Here is a 16,262-nt window from a genome sequence, read left to right on the forward strand (position 1 = left end):
GATTCGCGAAGGCGGTCGTACAGTTGGTGCGGGTGTTGTTGCTAAAATCTTGGCCGATTAATTCAGTCAGAGTTCGTAGAAGTTTTTGAGTTGATTTCGAAGTAAATATAGCGGCTTGCCAAGGCCGCTATATTCGTCAAGTCGTTCTAAGTTGTAGGGGTGTAGCTCAATTGGCAGAGCGTCGGTCTCCAAAACCGAAGGTTGTAGGTTCGATTCCTACCGCCCCTGCCACCATCAAAGCCACAAGGCGCCGAAAGTAAATAAAGTATGTCTAACCAATCCGTACAAACTGTAAGCACAACGAATGATAAATATAAAATCATTCTGGCGATTGTTGCTGCGGTTGCTGGTGTTGCTGCTTTTTATGTCCTTGTGAATCAGCCGGGTTATATTCGTGCGGCAGCGTTAGTTGTTGGTTTATTGGTTGCTGTTGGATTGATCTGGTCGTCAGAAACAGGGCGTAACTTTGTTTCTTTTGCCAAAGACTCAGTGCGCGAAGTAAAAAAGGTTGTTTGGCCTACTCGTAAGGAGGCTGGTCAAATTACTGCTGTTGTATTTGGATTTGTATTGGTAATGGCTCTTTTTCTCTGGGGCACTGATAAATTTCTCGAATTTCTATTGTTAGATGTAGTTCTTGGATGGAAATCATAATGACTGAGCACATTCAGGAAGATCAAGATGGTGCGGAACCTAGTGTTTCTGTGCCTAAAAGTGCTAAAAGATGGTATGTAGTTCATGCTTATTCTGGTATGGAAAAAAGCGTACAGCGCGCCTTGATGGAGCGCATTGAGCGTGCAGAAATGCAAGATAAATTCGGACAGATTTTGGTTCCTACCGAAGAAGTTATTGAAGTAAAGAACGGTAAAAAAGCAGTAACAGAGCGCCGCTTATTTCCAAGTTATGTTTTCGTTGAGATGGAAATGACTGACGATACTTGGCATTTGGTCAAAAATACCAGCAAGGTTACAGGTTTTATAGGTGGAAAATCAAATAAGCCTGCGCCTATCCCTCAGCGTGAGGTTGATAAGATTTTGCAGCAAATGCAAGACGGCGTTGAGAAGCCAAGACCAAAAATATTGTATGAAGTGGGTGAAGTTGTTCGAATTAAAGATGGTCCATTTACTGACTTCAACGGTAATGTTGAGGAAGTGAACTACGAGAAATCGAAAGTTCGAGTCACTGTTACGATTTTCGGACGAGCAACTCCAGTAGAGCTGGATTTTGGTCAGGTAGAAAAAGTGTAAAAAATTAACGTCATTCAGTACGGTAGGTTAGTAATAATTTAAAAACTGAAAAGCGGTAAACAGAGGAGCCCATCATTGCATTTACTGCTATGCCGGGCGCTACTACTCAACTAATGAAGGAGCCATCATGGCAAAGAAAATTATTGGTTTTATCAAGCTGCAAGTACCAGCTGGTAAAGCAAACCCATCCCCGCCAATCGGACCAGCTTTGGGTCAACGTGGTTTGAACATTATGGAATTCTGCAAGGCGTTTAATGCCCAGACCCAGGGTGTGGAACCAGGTATGCCGATTCCTGTTGTGATTACTGCATTTGCTGATAAGTCTTTCACTTTCGTGATGAAGACGCCTCCAGCAACCTATATGATCAAAAAAGCAGCTGGTATCACTAAAGGTTCAGCGAAGCCTCATACTGATAAAGTTGGTAGCATTACACGTAAGCAAGCAGAAGAAATCGCGACAACAAAACGCGCTGATTTGACTGCCGCTGATATGGACGCAGCAGTGCGCACTATCGCGGGTTCTGCGCGCTCCATGGGTATCACGGTAGAGGGATTGTAATGGCTAAGTTATCTAAAAAAGCAAAATTGCTCAAAACTAAAGTTGATCGTTTAAAAGTTTACTCTTTTAATAATGCGGTAACTTTGATCAAAGAATGCGCAACAGCAAAGTTCAATGAATCCATCGACGTTTCAATCCAACTTGGTGTTGATCCAAAGAAATCGGATCAAGTAGTTCGCGGTTCAGTTGTATTGCCTTCCGGTACTGGTAAAACAGTTCGCGTTGCGGTATTTGCGCAAGGCGCTAAGGCTGAGGAAGCAAAAGCTGCCGGTGCTGACATCGTTGGTATGGAAGATTTGGCTGAACGTGTTAAAGCCGGCGATATGCCGTTCGACATCGTTATTGCATCTCCAGATACAATGCGTATCGTTGGTACTTTAGGTCAGATTTTAGGCCCACGTGGTTTAATGCCTAATCCAAAAGTTGGTACTGTGACTCCAGACGTTGCGACAGCAGTTAAAAATGCAAAAGCAGGTCAAGTTCAATACCGTACAGATAAAGCAGGGATTATCCATTCAACTATCGGTCGTAAATCTTTCGCTGATGGTGATCTGAAGGCAAATTTGGTAGCGTTAGTTGAGGCATTGAATAAAGCGAAGCCAGCTTCCAGCAAGGGTGTTTATCTGCGTAAGATTTCTCTGTCATCCACAATGGGTGCTGGTGTACGCGTTGACCATAGCAATCTGGCAGGTTAATTAAGAATTAAGTCCGTACATTGATAAAGATGTACGGCCAATCTTTGGGCTGGCTAATAAATTTTAATTAGTCAGAGTGTCAAAGACCGTTGGGCTTAATTTATTTCTAATAAGTTAAGTTAAATCGCAAGAGAGTAATCTCAAGTACCCAACGCAGATGGTGTACCCGGGTAAGTTTTGTAGTTACATACTGTTAATCCAGTAAAACTCCTAACTTCGGACGCCGTGTTCGAAACGATATGAGGGAGACACATCATCCTGATGTGAAGACTGAGTATCATAATTGGAGGTTGACCGTGAGTCTCAATCTGAATGATAAAAAAGCCGTCGTCGCTGAAGTCTCTGCAAAAGTAGCAACTGCTCAGACTATCGTCGTAGCTGAATATCGTGGTATCCAGGTCGGTCATTTGACGCAATTGCGTGCTAACGCACGTGCTCAAGGTGTGTACATGCGTGTATTGAAAAATACACTTGCACGTCGTGCTGTTGAGGGAACTGTGTTTGCAAGCCTCGCTTCTGAAATGACTGGTCCGTTGATCTATGCGATCTCGGAAGATGCTGTTGCAGCTGCAAAAGTTGTTCAAGATTTTGCAAAAAGCAATGACAAACTAGTCGTAAAGGCAGGCAACTATGCTGGCAAATCGCTAGATAAAGCTGGCGTTATGGCATTGGCAAGCATTCCTGCTCGTGAAGTGTTGTTGGCGCAAGTGTTAGGTATGATGCAGGCTCCTGTATCCAGCTTCGCACGCGCTTTGGCAGCTCTCGCAGCAAAGAAAGAGTCTGATTCACCTGCAGCACCAGTAGCAGAAGTTACTGAAGCCGTTGCTGAATAAGATTTTTCGTCAAATACTGAATTAATGTAATTTATAAATTGGAGTTTCAAATGGCAATTAGCAAAGACGATATCCTGGAAGCCGTAGGCGCGATGTCCGTAATGGACTTGAACGACTTGGTTAAGGCATTCGAAGAAAAATTTGGCGTATCTGCTGCTGCAATGTCTTCTGGTCCAGCCGCTGGTCCAGCTGCTGCTGTAGAAGAGCAAACAGAATTCAACGTGGTTCTGACTGAAGTTGGCGCAAATAAAGTTGGCGTAATTAAAGCAGTTCGTGAATTGACAGGTTTGGGCTTGAAAGAAGCCAAAGACGTAGTTGATGGTGCACCGAAAACAGTTAAAGAAGCTGTTTCTAAAGCTGATGCTGAAGCTGCTAAGAAGAAATTGGAAGATGCTGGCGCGAAAGCAGAAATTAAGTAATTTTGTAAAAATAAGGCAGATCTTGGGATTTGCCCAAGTCAAAGGCAGGAATCTTCTCGAAAGAGAAGGTTCCTCTTTGGCTTCTTTGTCGTTGTAATGATGTTGTTTAGATAATGTCGTTTCAGTTGTATTTTTTTGTTCTGGAAATTCATAAGGTTAAGGGCTGAGACTTGAGGTTTCTTTCTGCAAGTTCAACTGAAATTGCATTTTGAATCCTGAATTCTCCATCCTTCCTTGTCACTAACGGAGTGTCCATGCACTACTCATTTACTGAGAAGAAGCGCATTCGTAAGTCTTTCGCGAAACGCGCTAACGTTCACAACGTTCCGTTCCTGCTGGCGACCCAGCTCGAGTCATATTTAGGTTTTTTACAAGCCGACAAAACAGCGTCTGCGCGTAAAAATGAGGGCTTGCAGTCAGCCTTTACCTCTATATTTCCGATCGTGTCGCATAACGGGTTCGCACGTCTAGAATTTCTATCCTATGTTTTAGGTGATCCAGCTTTTGACGTCAAGGAATGTCAGCAGCGCGGCCTTACTTTTGCATCTCCTTTACGTGCCAAGGTACGTTTGGTAATTCTTGATAAAGAATCGCCAACTAAACCAGTTGTTAAAGAAATGAAAGAGCAAGAAGTCTATATGGGTGAATTGCCACTCATGACGACTACAGGCTCTTTCGTTATCAACGGTACTGAGCGGGTTATCGTTTCTCAGTTGCACCGTTCCCCTGGCGTGTTCTTTGAGCATGACAGAGGTAAGACTCACTCATCAGGTAAATTATTATTTTCGGCAAGGATTATTCCTTACCGTGGATCATGGTTAGATTTTGAGTTCGATCCTAAAGATATTTTGTTCTTCCGCATCGATCGTCGTCGCAAGATGCCGGTCACTATCTTGTTGCGTGCTATTGGCATGAACAACGAGCAGATACTGGCAAACTTCTTCGTATTTGATAACTTTACTTTGCATAATGACGGCGCTGAAATGGAATTCGTTTCTGAGCGTCTGCGTGGCGAGGTTGCACGTTTCGATATCTCTGATAAAGCCGGTAAAGTCATTGTCGCCAAAGATAAACGTATCAATGCCAAGCATGTACGTGAGATCGATGTTGCTGGTATTAAGCATATTTCGGTTCCAGAAGATTATCTGTTGGGTCGCGTATTAGCTAAAAATATCGTCGATGGCGATACTGGTGAAGTTATTGCTAATGCAAATGATGAATTGACAGAAGAATTGATGGGTCGCTTGCGTGACGCGAAGGTTGGAACTATCCAGACTTTGTACACCAACGATTTGGATCAAGGTTCTTATATTTCTCAGACTTTGCGTGCTGACGATACAGCGGATCAGATGGCTGCTCGCGTCGCAATTTATCGTATGATGCGCCCAGGCGAACCGCCAACAGAAGATTCAGTCGAAGCCCTGTTCAATGGCTTGTTCTATAGCGAAGATCGTTACGATTTATCCGCTGTTGGTCGTATGAAGTTCAACCGCCGTATCGGTCGTGATGAGTTGACTGGCGCGATGACCTTGTCTAACGAAGACGTACTGGCAGTGATTAAGATTTTGGTGGAACTGCGCAATGGTCGCGGTGAAGTCGACGATATTGATCACTTGGGTAATCGCCGTGTTCGTTGTGTTGGTGAGTTGGCTGAAAATCAATTCCGTGCTGGTCTGGTGCGTGTTGAGCGTGCGGTCAAAGAGCGTCTGGGTCAGGCTGAAGCCGACAACCTGATGCCGCATGACTTGATCAATTCCAAGCCTATCTCTGCTGCAATTCGTGAGTTTTTTGGTTCCTCACAACTGTCTCAGTTTATGGATCAAACCAACCCATTGTCTGAGATCACGCACAAGCGCCGTATATCTGCACTTGGACCTGGTGGTTTGACACGTGAACGTGCAGGTTTTGAAGTGCGTGACGTTCATCCGACTCACTATGGCCGCGTCTGCCCGATCGAGACACCAGAGGGGCCAAACATTGGTTTGATCAACTCACTGGCCTTGTACGCTCGTTTGAATGAATATGGTTTCCTAGAGACGCCATATCGTAAGGTAGTTGATAGTAAAATCACGCAACAAATCGATTACTTGTCCGCGATTGAAGAAGGTCGTTACATTATTGCTCAGGCGAATGCGACGATTGACGGTGCTGGCACATTAGTTGATGAATTGGTGTCTGCCCGTGAAGCGGGTGAAACGATTCTAGTTTCTCCAGAGCGTATCCAGTACATGGACGTGGCAACAGGTCAGGTAGTTTCTGTCGCAGCATCTTTGATTCCTTTCCTGGAGCACGATGACGCGAACCGCGCTTTGATGGGTGCCAATATGCAGCGTCAAGCAGTTCCTTGCTTGCGCCCTGAAAAAGCATTTGTCGGTACAGGTATCGAACGTACTGTCGCAGTCGATTCTGGTACAACAGTACAAGCATTGCGTGGCGGTAAAGTCGATTACATCGATGCGGGTCGTATCGTTATTCGTGTGAATGATGCTGAAGCACAAGCTGGTGAAGTCGGTGTAGACATCTACAACTTGATCAAGTACACACGTTCTAACCAAAATACCAATATCAACCAACGTCCTATCGTCAAAGTCGGCGATATGGTTGCGAAGGGGGACGTTTTGGCTGACGGTGCCTCCACCGATCTGGGTGAATTGGCTCTCGGTCAAAACATGCTGGTTGCATTTATGCCATGGAATGGTTATAACTTTGAAGATTCGATTCTGATCTCTGAAAAAGTAGTAGCTGATGATCGTTACACATCGATTCACATCGAAGAGTTATCTGTTGTTGCTCGTGATACCAAGTTAGGTGCAGAGGAAATCACTCGTGATATCTCTAATCTGGCTGAGAATCAGTTGGCACGTCTGGATGAGGCCGGTATCGTTTATATCGGTGCTGAAGTAACTGCTGGCGACACATTGGTTGGTAAGGTAACGCCAAAAGGCGAAACACAACTGACACCAGAAGAAAAACTACTGCGCGCGATTTTCGGTGAAAAAGCATCCGACGTTAAAGATACTTCCTTGCGTGTGCCATCTGGCATGGTTGGTACTGTTATTGACGTTCAAGTGTTCACTCGTGAAGGTATCCAACGCGACAAACGTGCTCAACAAATTATTGATGATGAGCTGAAACGCTATCGTCTTGATTTGAATGATCAGTTACGTATTGTTGAAGGTGATGCCTTTGAACGTCTGGAACGTATGTTGATCGGCAAAGTCGCTAATGGCGGCCCAGCTAAATTAGCAAAAGGCAGCAAGATTACTAAGGAATACTTAGCTGATTTGGATAAATATCACTGGTTTGATATTCGTCCGGCGGATGATGATGCAGCTAAAGCTTTGGAAGCGATTAAAGATTCCATCGCTGAAAAACGTCATCAGTTCGATCTGGCTTTCGAAGAAAAACGTACCAAGTTGACACAGGGCGATGAACTGCCACCGGGCGTACAAAAAATGGTCAAGGTTTACCTTGCTGTTAAACGTCGCTTGCAACCTGGTGACAAGATGGCGGGTCGCCACGGTAACAAAGGTGTGGTTTCACGTATCGTTCCTATCGAAGACATGCCTTACATGGCGGATGGTACTCCAGCTGACATCGTACTGAACCCATTGGGTGTTCCTTCACGGATGAACGTTGGTCAGGTTCTGGAAGTGCATTTGGGCTGGGCAGCTAAAGGTCTAGGCTTGCGCATCGGTGAAATGTTAAAAGCCAAAGTGAAAATCGAAGAGCTACGCGCCTTCTTGAAACAGATTTATAACGAATCTGGGAAGAAAGAAGACATCGATGGTTTTTCTGATTCCGATATTTTGGAATTGACAAGTAACCTGAAAAACGGCGTTCCGTTTGCAACACCGGTGTTCGATGGTGCGCATGAAGGCGAAATTCGTCGCATGCTTGATTTGGCTTATCCTGACCATATCGCTAAACAACTCGGTATGACACCTTCGAAGAATCAAGTGACTTTGTATGATGGTCGCACTGGTGAGGCATTTGAACGTAGCGTGACAGTTGGTTATATGCACGTACTGAAACTGCACCATTTGGTTGATGACAAGATGCATGCTCGCTCTACTGGTCCTTATTCTCTGGTTACTCAGCAGCCACTCGGTGGTAAAGCGCAGTTCGGTGGTCAGCGTTTCGGTGAGATGGAAGTTTGGGCTTTGGAAGCGTACGGCGCATCGTATGTCTTGCAAGAGATGTTGACAGTGAAGTCGGATGACGTGAATGGTCGTACCAAAGTGTACGAAAATCTCGTCAAGGGCGATCACGTGATCGATGCCGGTATGCCGGAATCCTTCAACGTGTTGGTCAAAGAAATTCGCTCCCTCGGTATCGATATCGATCTCTCACGGGATTAAGCGACAACTAGCAGTATTGGCCGTCTCTGAGCAAAAACTTAGAGACGGCATTAGTATTTATAGCCGTTTAGAATTTTTTGTTCCCGGTATTGGCGGAACCTACTTAAAACCTAGGCTCTCCCGTTGATGCGAACAGGGTTTAAGCAAAAAACTCTTGTACCATCCAGCACTAGCGTTTACCTCACTGGAGTGACACACATGAAAGCACTGCTCGATCTATTCAAGCAAGTTCAGCCTAACGAACAATTCGACGCGATCAAAATTGGTCTCGCGTCTCCCGAGAAAATCCGTTCGTGGTCCTACGGCGAAGTAAAAAAGCCGGAAACCATTAACTATCGTACTTTTAAGCCAGAGCGCGACGGTTTGTTCTGCGCCAAAATTTTTGGCCCTATCAAAGATTATGAATGCCTGTGCGGTAAGTACAAGCGTTTGAAGCATCGCGGTGTTATCTGCGAAAAATGCGGTGTAGAAGTTACTTTGGCTAAAGTGCGTCGTGAGCGCATGGGTCATATTGAGTTGGCTTCTCCAACTGCACACATCTGGTTCCTGAAGTCACTGCCATCCCGTTTGGGTATGGTACTGGATATGACTTTGCGGGATATCGAACGTGTTTTGTATTTTGAAGCCTATGTTGTGACCGATCCTGGTATGACTCCGCTGAAAAAATGCCAGATCATGTCGGAAGATGATTACGCTGCTAAGTATGAAGAGCATGGTGATGAGTTCACGGCGTTCATGGGTGCAGAAGGTATCCGTGAATTGCTGCGTTCTATCGACATCGACCGTGATGCAGAGACTTTGCGCGTTGAGCTGAAAGAATCAAAATCTGAAGCCAAGATCAAGAAATATGCTAAGCGTCTGAAAGTACTTGAAGCATTCCAACGTTCCGGTATCAAGCCAGACTGGATGATCATGGAAGTGCTGCCAGTATTGCCGCCAGAATTGCGTCCTTTGGTACCGCTGGACGGTGGTCGTTTTGCGACTTCCGATCTGAACGATTTATATCGTCGCGTCATTAACCGTAATAATCGTCTGAAGCGCCTGATGGAATTGCGCGCACCAGAAATTATTACCCGCAACGAAAAGCGTATGTTGCAAGAAGCCGTCGACTCCCTGTTAGACAATGGTCGTCGCGGTAAAGCAATGACTGGCGCCAACAAGCGCCCATTGAAATCTCTGGCTGAGATGATCAAAGGTAAAGGCGGTCGTTTCCGTCAAAACTTGCTGGGTAAACGTGTTGATTACTCCGGTCGTTCCGTTATCGTGGTGGGTCCACAGCTGAAATTGCATCAATGCGGTTTGCCAAAATTGATGGCGTTGGAATTGTTCAAACCTTTCATTTTCAATAAATTGGAATTGATGGGTCTGGCAACAACGATCAAAGCAGCAAAAAAATTAGTTGAGATCCAAGAGCCAGTGGTTTGGGATATCTTGGAAGAAGTGATCCGTGAACATCCGATCATGTTGAACCGTGCGCCTACATTGCACCGTTTGGGTATTCAGGCGTTTGAGCCAGTGTTGATTGAAGGTAAAGCGATCCAGTTGCATCCACTGGTCTGCGCCGCATTCAATGCCGACTTTGACGGCGATCAAATGGCGGTTCACGTTCCTTTGTCGATCGAAGCGCAAATGGAAGCCCGCACACTGATGCTGGCATCCAACAATATTCTGTTCCCGTCTAACGGCGAACCGTCTATCGTACCTTCGCAAGATATCGTATTAGGCCTGTACTACGCTTCCCGTGAAAAAATTAACGGTAAGGGCGAGGGCATGATGTTCCCTGATGTTTCAGAAGCGATCCGCGCCTGGGACAACAAGGAAGTCGAACTCAGCACACGTATCACCGTGCGTATTACAGAATTTCCAAAAGATCTGGAAACGGGTGAATTCGTCAAAACGATCAAACGTTACGAAACCACGGTTGGGCGCGCAATTTTGTCAGAAATTCTGCCAAAAGGTTTGCCGTTCACCGTACTCAATCGTGCGTTAAAGAAAAAAGAAATTTCCAAACTGATCGATACATCGTTCCGTAAGTGCGGCCTGCGTGCAACGGTTGTATTTGCTGATCAACTGATGCAAATGGGTTTCCGCCTCGCGACACGCGCTGGTATCTCAATCTGTATCGATGACATGTTGGTACCACCGCAAAAAGTTACCCTGATTGCAGCGGCTGAGCATGAAGTGAAACAGATCGAGCAGCAATATGCGTCCGGTTTGGTAACTGCTGGTGAGCGTTATAACAAGGTTGTCGATATCTGGGGCAAGACCGGTGATGAAGTCGGTAAAGCCATGATGGATCAACTCAAGGTAGAAGACGTCATTCGCCGTGATGGTACTAAAGGTACGCAAGAATCTTTCAACGCGATTTACATGATGGCTGACTCCGGTGCGCGTGGTTCTGCTGCACAGATTCGTCAGTTGGCAGGTATGCGCGGACTGATGGCGAAACCGGATGGTTCGATTATTGAAACACCGATCACCGCGAACTTCCGCGAAGGTCTGAACGTGTTGCAATACTTTATTTCCACTCACGGTGCACGTAAAGGTCTGGCCGATACCGCGTTGAAGACAGCGAACTCCGGTTACTTGACACGTCGTCTGGTTGACGTTACCCAAGATCTGGTCGTGATCGAAGATGATTGCGGTACAGCCAACGGTGCGTCAATGAAAGCGATTGTTGAAGGCGGTGAAGTCAACGTGCCTTTGCGTGATCTGATTTTGGGTCGTGTTGCAGCCAACGATATCGTCAATCCAGAAACACAGGCCAATTTGTATGATGCAGGTACCTTGCTGGATGAAAACGCTGTAGAAGAGATCGAACGTCTGGGTATCGACGAAGTCAAAGTACGTACGCCACTAACTTGCGACACACGCTATGGTTTGTGCGCTATGTGTTACGGCCGTGACCTCGGTCGTGGTTCTATGGTCAATGCGGGTGAAGCAGTTGGTGTTATCGCTGCGCAGTCGATTGGTGAGCCAGGTACTCAGTTGACAATGCGTACCTTCCACATCGGTGGTGCCGCATCCCGTGCAGCGATTGCGTCTTCCGTTGAAGCTAAGTCCAACGGTACGATTCGTTTCACCGTTACCATGCGTTATGTGACTAACGGCAAAGGCGACCAGATTGTGATTTCCCGTTCCGGCGAAGTCTTGATCACGGATGACCACGGTCGTGAGCGCGAACGTCATAAAGTACCTTACGGTGCAACATTGATCGTTAAAGATGGTATGGTCATCAAAGCTGGTACAGCGTTGGCGACTTGGGATCCACTGACACGTCCTATCATTACTGAATACACCGGTACTGTGAAGTTTGAAAACGTCGAAGAAGGCGTTACCGTTGCTAGACAAGTCGATGATGTCACTGGTTTGTCTACACTGGTCGCAATCGATGCAAAACGTCGCGGTACTGCAGGCAAAGCGGTTCGTCCACAGGTTAAACTGTTGAACGAACAAGGTGAAGAAGTCAAGATCTCTGGTACCGAGCACGCAGTAACGATCGGCTTCCAAGTCGGTGCTCTGATTACGGTCAAAGATGGTCAGCAAGTTCACGTTGGTGAAGTATTGGCACGTATCCCGACTGAATCACAAAAGACTCGTGATATTACCGGTGGTCTGCCGCGCGTTGCTGAGTTGTTTGAAGCACGTTCACCAAAAGATGCAGGTATGTTGGCTGAAGTCACAGGTACGGTTGCGTTTGGTAAAGAAACCAAAGGTAAGCAACGTCTGGAAATCACCGACATGGACGGCGAGAAACACGAATTCCTGATCACCAAAGACAAACAAGTCTTGGTACATGACGGTCAAGTTGTGAACAAAGGTGAGATGATTGTTGACGGCCCAGCCGATCCACAAGACATTCTGCGTTTGTTGGGTATCGAAGCGCTGGCACGTTACATCGTTGATGAAGTTCAGGACGTGTACCGTTTGCAAGGCGTTAAGATCAATGACAAGCACATTGAAGTGATCGTACGTCAGATGTTGCGTCGCGTTGTTGTGGTTAACCCAGGCGATGCAAACTACATCATCGGTGAGCAAGTTGAACGTTCTGATTTGTTAGGTGAAAACGATAGAGTTGCTGCTGCTGGCGGTATCCCTGCGACATATGAAAATATCTTGCTCGGTATCACTAAAGCATCCTTGTCGACAGATTCTTTCATCTCGGCAGCGTCCTTCCAGGAAACTACACGCGTTCTGACAGAAGCAGCGATTATGGGCAAGAAAGATACCCTGCGCGGCCTGAAAGAAAACGTCATCGTTGGTCGTCTGATTCCGGCAGGTACAGGCTTGGCATTCCACCGCGCTCGCAAGTTGAAAGAAACTTGGGAAGCCGATGAACGCACAGCCTTGTTGCAAGCAGAAAAAGCAGCATTCGCGCCAATGCCAGAAACGGCAACATCCGATGCAGCAGACGGCGAAGCGTAATCTAATGCTAGGCATGCATTATTTGCAAGCAAGCTAAGCCAATGTAATTGCAAAAAACGGCACCGCAGCTAGTCTCCGGTGCCGTTTTTATTTTGTAAATTGTTTAGAAATTTGCATACAAATGCGCCACCAGCAAGCGCGGCGAAGTTTGATATGAATACTTGATTATCTGTAAAATCTGCCGAAGCTGTTAGTCGTAAATTTAATATACTGGTAATGAGTATTTTAAGTTGTCCATATAAATTCTGGGCAATCAGTCATTTTTATGAAAAATGAGGGGGAGTATATTGTTTTATTCAGAAAAACTCTTTCGCTTTTCTGGCTGTATTCGTCTTTTTTTTTTGATCGGTTTTTAAGCTCTGGCTCTTATTGACCAATAAAGCATTTTTTAAATCACGCAGTCCTATCCGTATGACAACAACAATCACAAGTACACCCGGTACACCCGGCATACTCAGCCCACTCAGCCCATTAAGTACCAACCAGATTTTGCCTCTGCGCGATCAGTATGGTGCGCAGGTAGATGTTGAGGTCGTAGCTGAAACCGGCTCAACCAATGCGGATCTGATGGCGCGTTTAGGCGACTTGCAAGCGCCATTGCTGAGGATTGCAGAACGTCAGACCGCTGGTCGCGGACGTGCTGGTCGTGTCTGGCATTCAGCACCGGGCGGCGTGTTGACATTCTCTTTGGCGTGGCGTTTTAAACGTGGTGTACAAGCTGGCAGTGCGCAAAGTTTATCTGGCTTGCCGTTAGCGGTTGGTACCGCAGTGGCCGAGGTTTTGTTGAGCCTTGGTGTGCCGGTGCAGTTGAAATGGCCAAATGACATACTCAAAGACAAAAAAAAGCTGGCCGGCATATTGATAGAGACCGCCAGCACCAATGACGACGCGATGTGGGCGGTGATCGGTATAGGCCTCAACTTGCGCGTGCCCGAGGCGCTGGAAGCCGAGATTGGGCAGGCCGTAGCCGATGCGCCATGGCTGGCACAAATGGACAGAAACTTACTGATGGCGCATCTGCTTAATGCGCTGGCAAAGGCCTTAGAACAATTCCAGCAACACGGTTTTTCAGCCTTTGCCGCACGCTGGAATGCGCTGCATGCTTATGCGCAGCAAAATGTGTTGATATTGGATGGTGGTGAGCAACGGCATGCAGGGATCGCATTGGGCGTAGATGCAACGGGTTGTCTGGTATTGCAAACCGAGCAAGGGCAGGTGACCGTCGTGGCAGGTGATGTATCCTTGCGTCCGGTTCCATAAAAATATAGAACGTAAAGAGTGCTAGTCCTAAAAACCAAAGCATCTAAACCAAGGCGTCTGAACCAAAGCGCCATCACAAACAGTAGATTGAGGAAAACGCCTGCATGTTGCTATTAATCGACGCCGGAAATACCCGCATCAAATGGGCAGTGCTTGCCGAATCTGGTTTGACCGACTTGCCCTTGCGTGCGGTACCGGTATGGTTGCTGTTTGATTCCGTCAGTCACGCTGAGTCAGACCAATTACCCGTTGCTTGGAAAGCACTCCCAGTGCAGGGCATATTGATCAATCGTATTGTGATTTCTAATGTTGCTGGCGGCGACTTCAAAGCGACTTTATTTAATTATCTGGAGCAAGCGTTTTCGATGGCAGCCACCAAGCTCGTGCCCGAATTTTTTGCCTCGGTAGCGCAAGTTGCCGGGGTTAAAAACGGCTATCGCAATCCAGCACAATTAGGTTGCGATCGTTTTGCCACTGCCATTGCTGCGCATGCCTTGTATCCGCAGCAATCGCTCATTGTTGCCACATGCGGCACCGCGACGACGATAGATGCGCTGAGCGCCGATGGCGTGTTTCACGGCGGGATGATTTTGCCCGGTTTAAAACTAATGGCGCAGTCACTGGCAAAAAATACCGCGCAATTGCCCCATGTTGCTGAGAGTATTTCACTGATAAATTTGTTCGCCGATAATACCGAGTCTGCGATAGTCAGCGGCTGCATAAATGCCCAGGTCGGTGCTTTAGAACGCGCCGTTGCACGCTGGCAGGCTTTGCAAAATACGCCAGTGACTTGTCTCATTTCAGGCGGTGCTGCAACTTATCTTCTTCCTCATTTGACGCCGGATCTTGGCATTGCCTGTCAGCATGTGGATAATCTGGTGTTGACGGGTTTGGCCGTAGTTGCATCGATGCACACTACTGTCAACTTCAGCCAACCGCAGCTTTAGCAAGAGCAGTCAACCATTAACAAGCTAAATACCGCATCCACCTCTAATCATGAATAAATTATGCTGAGATTTTTTTTCTGGAGCTTGCTAATACTGAATGCGTTTTTAATCGCCTTCAATCTAGGCTATCTTGGCAACTGGGACATGGATGCCCATGAGCCGCAAAGAATGGTTAAGCAACTGAACAGCGATCAGTTGCATGTGATCTCTGCCAGCCTGGCGCTGGCACCCGCGCAAGTGCCCGAGGAACGAAAAAATGACGTGCAGGCTTGTCTGCAAATCGGTAATTTTTTACAAGCAGATGCAAGCAAGATTGAAGACAAACTAAAAACCTTGGCGCTCGGTGATCGTCAATCACGGATTAATGTGGTCGATGCAGATACCGTGACCTATATGGTATTTATTCCATCCCAAGGCAGCAAAGATGGTGCCGACAAAAAAGCCGGTGAATTACGTCGTCTTGGCATCACCGATTTTTTCATTGTGGTGGATCAATCAAATCTGCGATTTGGCATTTCACTCGGCGTATTTAAAACCGAAGATGCAGCCAAAGCGCATTTGAATAAACTCAGCAATAAAGGCGTACACAGCGCCCGCATTGGCGCACGTACCCTCACTACTAACAAATTTGCTTACCAATTACGTGCGCTCAGTGCAGAAGAAAAAGCCCGTTTTGATATCATCAAACTCGACTTTTCGGAGCAAGATGTACGCAACTGCCAATCCACGGCATATAGTAAAAATTAAGCAAAAACTAAGCATAAACTAAGCTGATGAGGCCCGCTCTTGCCAGCTAATTAGTGGCGGTAAGAGTGGTGTGGGACTTGTGACAGAGCTGGCGCTAAAAACGTGAGGCTTGATTCGGTTCAAACTCACATTTCTGAGTACGAAATTCCACCCGCATTGCTAATCTCTAGCCTCTCTTCCAGCAATTTTTTATCGCCGCTGCGGAAATCCACAAACTCCAGACCGATGCGAAATAATTTTTGTGACAAGATGGTGTAATTCATGCGGCAACTAATTTCCAGAATCTTCTCTTTAGTGCCTGCATTCAGCGGCGGCAATGCCAGTAGCAAAATCACTTTACCCTCATAAAAGACATTGTGATCGCAATGGATACTCAAACCTCCCAGCGATATCTCGTTGACGCGTCCATGGAAAGTCTTTTTGCCCATGCCACCTTCATACACAATCGCCATGCGCCATTTAACTAGATAACGTTTATAAATGCGATTGTTGGCGCGGGGCAGCCTAGTCGAAATAGAGATAGGAGCGAAGTTGGAGGGCGCGCTTGTCTGCCCACTTGATGGCTCACTTGATGAAGTATCCGCTGAAGCATCCGATAAGGCATTCTTAGCCTCTTGCAGAGGCTCGCCATCCACGTCGTCCAGTTCGTCTTCGACATGGTCTGACTGGTCTTGCGCAGGTTGGTCGCTATCTGGATTTTTCATAGGGGCGATCTATTAAAACTCGATATTAAAACTTGAGGTTAAAACTTGAGGTTAAAACTTAAATACGT

Annotated in this window: 12 protein-coding genes and 1 tRNA gene; 12 read left to right on the top strand and 1 reads right to left on the bottom strand. The window is 46.5% G+C overall.

The features are described 5' to 3' along the window. Positions 1 to 155 precede the first annotated feature (155 nt). The 12 genes from QN395_RS16660 (at position 156) to QN395_RS16715 (ending at position 15,490) form a co-directional block, all read left to right on the top strand. Positions 156 to 231, top strand: a tRNA-Trp gene (locus QN395_RS16660). Between the two features lie 36 nt (positions 232 to 267). Beyond that, entirely contained in the window at positions 268 to 651 is a 384-nt protein-coding gene (gene secE, locus QN395_RS16665; protein WP_322120320.1) for a preprotein translocase subunit SecE, read from the top strand. After that, positions 651 to 1,244: a transcription termination/antitermination protein NusG gene (nusG, locus tag QN395_RS16670; RefSeq protein WP_323492393.1), complete on the top strand. Its 594-nt coding sequence runs from the start codon at positions 651 to 653 to the stop codon at positions 1,242 to 1,244. Before secE ends, nusG begins: the two co-directional genes overlap by 1 nt. A gap of 127 nt (positions 1,245 to 1,371) precedes the next feature. After that, a complete protein-coding gene (gene rplK / locus QN395_RS16675; protein WP_186886082.1) occupies positions 1,372 to 1,803 on the top strand; it encodes a 50S ribosomal protein L11 in 432 nt (143 codons plus the stop codon). Continuing rightward, entirely contained in the window at positions 1,803 to 2,498 is a 696-nt protein-coding gene (gene rplA / locus QN395_RS16680) for a 50S ribosomal protein L1 (RefSeq protein ID WP_323492394.1), read from the top strand. The genes rplK and rplA overlap by 1 nt, the downstream gene beginning before the upstream one ends. Positions 2,499 to 2,794: 296 nt before the next feature. Further along, positions 2,795 to 3,331 (top strand): 50S ribosomal protein L10, encoded by a 537-nt coding sequence (gene rplJ / locus QN395_RS16685; RefSeq protein ID WP_323492395.1) that lies wholly within the window; start codon positions 2,795 to 2,797, stop codon positions 3,329 to 3,331. 50 nt (positions 3,332 to 3,381) lie between these two features. Continuing rightward, positions 3,382 to 3,750, top strand: a complete 369-nt coding sequence (gene rplL / locus QN395_RS16690) for a 50S ribosomal protein L7/L12 (protein WP_322120316.1) — start codon at positions 3,382 to 3,384, stop codon at positions 3,748 to 3,750. Positions 3,751 to 4,004: 254 nt separating this feature from the next. Continuing rightward, positions 4,005 to 8,111 (top strand): DNA-directed RNA polymerase subunit beta, encoded by a 4,107-nt coding sequence (gene rpoB / locus QN395_RS16695; protein WP_323492396.1) that lies wholly within the window; start codon positions 4,005 to 4,007, stop codon positions 8,109 to 8,111. 198 nt (positions 8,112 to 8,309) lie between these two features. Beyond that, the gene (gene rpoC / locus QN395_RS16700) at positions 8,310 to 12,536 is read left to right on the top strand and encodes a DNA-directed RNA polymerase subunit beta' (RefSeq protein WP_322120314.1); all 4,227 of its coding nucleotides are present in this window, start codon (positions 8,310 to 8,312) and stop codon (positions 12,534 to 12,536) included. 411 nt (positions 12,537 to 12,947) lie between these two features. Next, positions 12,948 to 13,796 carry a biotin--[acetyl-CoA-carboxylase] ligase gene (locus tag QN395_RS16705; protein ID WP_323492397.1) on the top strand — a complete coding sequence of 283 codons (849 nt, stop codon included), beginning with the start codon at positions 12,948 to 12,950 and terminating at the stop codon, positions 13,794 to 13,796. Between the two features lie 104 nt (positions 13,797 to 13,900). Next, on the top strand, positions 13,901 to 14,743 hold the full coding sequence (locus tag QN395_RS16710) for a type III pantothenate kinase (RefSeq protein WP_323492398.1): 843 nt from the start codon (positions 13,901 to 13,903) through the stop codon (positions 14,741 to 14,743). A gap of 60 nt (positions 14,744 to 14,803) precedes the next feature. Continuing rightward, positions 14,804 to 15,490 carry an SPOR domain-containing protein gene (locus QN395_RS16715; RefSeq protein ID WP_322120311.1) on the top strand — a complete coding sequence of 229 codons (687 nt, stop codon included), beginning with the start codon at positions 14,804 to 14,806 and terminating at the stop codon, positions 15,488 to 15,490. Positions 15,491 to 15,615: 125 nt separating this feature from the next. On the opposite strand, the gene QN395_RS16720 is transcribed toward QN395_RS16715, so the two are convergent. After that, on the bottom strand, positions 15,616 to 16,194 hold the full coding sequence (locus tag QN395_RS16720) for a PilZ domain-containing protein (RefSeq protein WP_323492399.1): 579 nt from the start codon (positions 16,192 to 16,194) through the stop codon (positions 15,616 to 15,618). Positions 16,195 to 16,262 lie beyond the last annotated feature (68 nt).

It is taken from the genome of Undibacterium sp. RTI2.2 (assembly GCF_035018705.1).
Lineage (GTDB): Bacteria > Pseudomonadota > Gammaproteobacteria > Burkholderiales > Burkholderiaceae_D > Undibacterium.